Raw genomic sequence first — 2,938 nt, forward strand, 5'->3', positions numbered from 1 at the left:
AGGAATAAGCGGCACCAAAATTGTTTGGCTTAATTTCATCATTAATTTCATCAATTGTTCGGAAGGGGTATTCATGCCGAACAATTGATGAAGAAAACATGCTGACAGTGTTGGCACTGGCATTTTGTTTGCTTTCTTTTGAAAAAAGCCCTTTCAGGAAATGTTCTTTTTATTCGGGCAATAGCTCGCTCTTTTTTGCATTTAGGACATGTATAAGCAAATATCATTTGTATCCTTACTTAGAAGCAGTATCTCATTTTTTTGGGGATTTTATTCTTACTGTGAATATAAATAAAGTTGAATTCCGTGCTGAATTGAGCATAAATCTCGTTGTGTTAAGTGCTCATTTACCATAACGGCACTTTGTACGAACTGAACGATAGAACCCAAAAGGTCGCCAAAACAGGCGACCTTTTTTACAACTGGCAGATATGAAAAACGCCTCCCAATGGGAGGCGTTTTTCTTGAGGATGTTCATTACCTTAGAAAAGGATCGTTGAGATCCCTGCTCTTTGGTTGTAATCTCAATCCCCAGATATGACAAAACCAGCTTTGGCGAGCTGGCTTTGTTCGGAATACTTACTAGTTTTGCGACCTGTGTAAGTCCTTTCATGATAGCCATATCATCTAAGCACTTCAAGTATTCCTGCACTCTGTTTGGACTCAAGATGTTTTGGACAGAGCGATGCGTATCAGTCACCGACCAAGGGAAGTTCCAAAGGTGACAGGTAAAGGCACTAATCAAAACTTGCGAAAGCACGATAAAACCGCTCTCTTGTAGCTGCTAGAGAGAGAACTGCGGAAAAGGAATAATTGATTAGTGTTGTGAGACTGGAATGGGGGCGTAAAGCCTTACTCACAGCGCAGGGCAGCCCGAAAGGGAAGAGACTTACCCAATCTGAAAGCGACCAAAAATATACCCAAATCACTCATAAATTTGAGTCGAAATGGGTAGGGGTCGGCGCAGCCGAAAGGGCGGTGTGCGCTAGCTCGTCTAGCATCCTTATCGTTTCTTTGGCGATCCTTTGAGATTAATCTATTTGTCTCATTTGCATTTCTTTTTCTTACTTCTTATCTTTTTTATTTAGAGCATAAGCAAGGCTACACAAAGACCCCTCCACTTCGTTACGTTGTCATTGTGCCTTGTAAGGGACGCTACGCTCCCTTAACCCTAGTTAAAAGCACTCAAACTAAAGAATTGCCATGACTGAAAAGAAGAAAGTAATACGAGAAAAGTCCATCAAGATAAGAGTCACTGAGGCTGAACTTCAAGCTCTGAAAGATCGGTGTGATGGTGCGGAATTAGCTCCTTGGATGAGAGAGACTTGTCTTGGGGAACGGACTCTTAAAAGAGCCAATGTTCCTAAAGTAGACCCCGCATTATTGCGCCAGTTATCTGGACTTGGAAATAACTTGAATCAGATCACTAGAGTAGTGAATACCCAGAATTATGATGTCGTGAATGTGGTTCAAGTATTGGCCCAACTTTCAGCAATCGAGCGTCAGCTTGGGCAAATAATGGCAAAGTATGAGATCTCAGTATGATTGTTCAGTTCGCTCGTAGAGGTAAGGGTATTGGGAGTGGCCCTGTTGATTATCTCTTAGGGAAAGATAGAAATCGGGAGAGGGCGACACTCAATCAAGGCGATCCTGATTTAGTTCAATCACTCATTGATTCGAGTCCTTACGCCAAAAAGTACACATCGGGCTTTCTCTGTTTTGCTGAAACGGACTTATCACAAGAGATTAAAGATCGCCTCATGGCTGATTTTGAAAAGGCTTTGTTACCAAGCTTAGACAAAGACCAATACTCCATTCTTTGGGTAGAGCATCTTGATAAAGGGCGGTTAGAGCTGAACTTTGTTATTCCAAATATTGAGCTTCATTCTGGCAAGCGACTTCAACCTTACTACCACTTTGCAGACAATCCTCGTATCGATGCTTGGCGCACCATTCAGAATCTTGAACTAGGGCTTCATGACCCAGATGACCCTGCTAATCAGCAAGGCTTGGTGAGTGCTAAAGACACTCCATCCGATGCAAAAGAGATTCAGCAACTTCTTACCGATGGTCTACTTAATCTTGCTCAATCAGGCGCAATCCGTAGTCGAAAAGGGGTAATTGGTGCGCTTGAAAGCAAAGGATTTGAGATTGCCAGAGTGACAGCTAAAAGCATCAGCATTAAGAATCCCGAAAGTGGGAAACGAAACATAAGATTAAAAGGTTTTTTGTATGAGCAAGATTTTGAATATGGCGAGGGACTTCAATTCGCAATCGAAGAAGCAAGCCAACGCTATCGAGCAAACGCTAAAGAAAGACTTCGAGAGGCACGAACAACGTATTCAAGATGCGTTGAAAGCAAGCGAGCAGAAAATCATAAACGACATCCAAGAGCAGCAATCACGTTTGAATCTCTTGGTGATGAAAACATGGATTTGGTTGCCAGTGACCCTGTTATTTTTGGTGATCGTCAGTTACGGGATCGCTTGGTATCAAGGGCAGACGATATTAGACAATCAGAAAAAGATAGCCCGCCAAAAAGCGATCCTAGAGCAGTTCCAGAACAAGACTTGGGGGCTTTCTCTGTACGAGAGCCAGAAAGGGGAACGTTTTATTGTGATACCAGAGGGTTACTCGATTCTGGAGGGGTGGACAATGAACGATGGCAAGAACGAGCTGATCAAGTTGGAGAGGAAATAAATGACCGAGCTAGAGAAACAACTTTTGCACGCCTTCGAGGTTTTAGAGAGGCAGCACAAGGAGCAGCACAGCGAGTTCGTGAAGCTCTACAAGGATTTAGAGAAAAGATTCGAGCAGAGCAGCGAGGAGAACCAACGCTTACAGAGCAGTGTGAGCAGCTTGACCATGCAAGTAAACAACTTGACGCAGCAGCTCCAGTCGTTGGAAAAGCAATACAGCAAGAGCAGTCGTTAGCACG

Annotated in this window: 3 protein-coding genes; all 3 read left to right on the forward strand. The window is 43.3% G+C overall.

Going from position 1 to position 2,938, the window contains the following annotated elements:
• Positions 1 to 1,203 precede the first annotated feature (1,203 nt).
• Positions 1,204 to 1,545 carry a MobC family plasmid mobilization relaxosome protein gene (locus tag R8O10_RS23720; RefSeq protein ID WP_025534403.1) on the forward strand — a complete coding sequence of 114 codons (342 nt, stop codon included), beginning with the start codon at positions 1,204 to 1,206 and terminating at the stop codon, positions 1,543 to 1,545.
• A 705-nt stretch (positions 1,546 to 2,250) separates the two neighbouring features.
• The gene (locus R8O10_RS27960) at positions 2,251 to 2,700 is read left to right on the forward strand and encodes an MbeB family mobilization protein (RefSeq protein ID WP_411978414.1); all 450 of its coding nucleotides are present in this window, start codon (positions 2,251 to 2,253) and stop codon (positions 2,698 to 2,700) included.
• Positions 2,701 to 2,934 carry an MbeD/MobD family mobilization/exclusion protein gene (locus tag R8O10_RS27965; protein WP_169567099.1) on the forward strand — a complete coding sequence of 78 codons (234 nt, stop codon included), beginning with the start codon at positions 2,701 to 2,703 and terminating at the stop codon, positions 2,932 to 2,934. It abuts the gene before it with no gap.
• The last annotated feature ends 4 nt before the right edge of the window (positions 2,935 to 2,938 follow it).

This window comes from Vibrio sp. 1727 (assembly GCF_033344415.1).
GTDB lineage: Bacteria > Pseudomonadota > Gammaproteobacteria > Enterobacterales > Vibrionaceae > Vibrio > Vibrio alginolyticus.

Excerpts from the sequence above, each read along its gene's own strand:
- R8O10_RS23720 (WP_025534403.1), top strand. The coding sequence starts at position 1,204 with ATGACTGAAAAGAAGAAAGTAATACGAGAAAAGTCCATCAAGATAAGA.
- R8O10_RS27960 (WP_411978414.1), top strand. The coding sequence starts at position 2,251 with ATGGCGAGGGACTTCAATTCGCAATCGAAGAAGCAAGCCAACGCTATC.
- R8O10_RS27965 (WP_169567099.1), top strand. The coding sequence starts at position 2,701 with ATGACCGAGCTAGAGAAACAACTTTTGCACGCCTTCGAGGTTTTAGAG.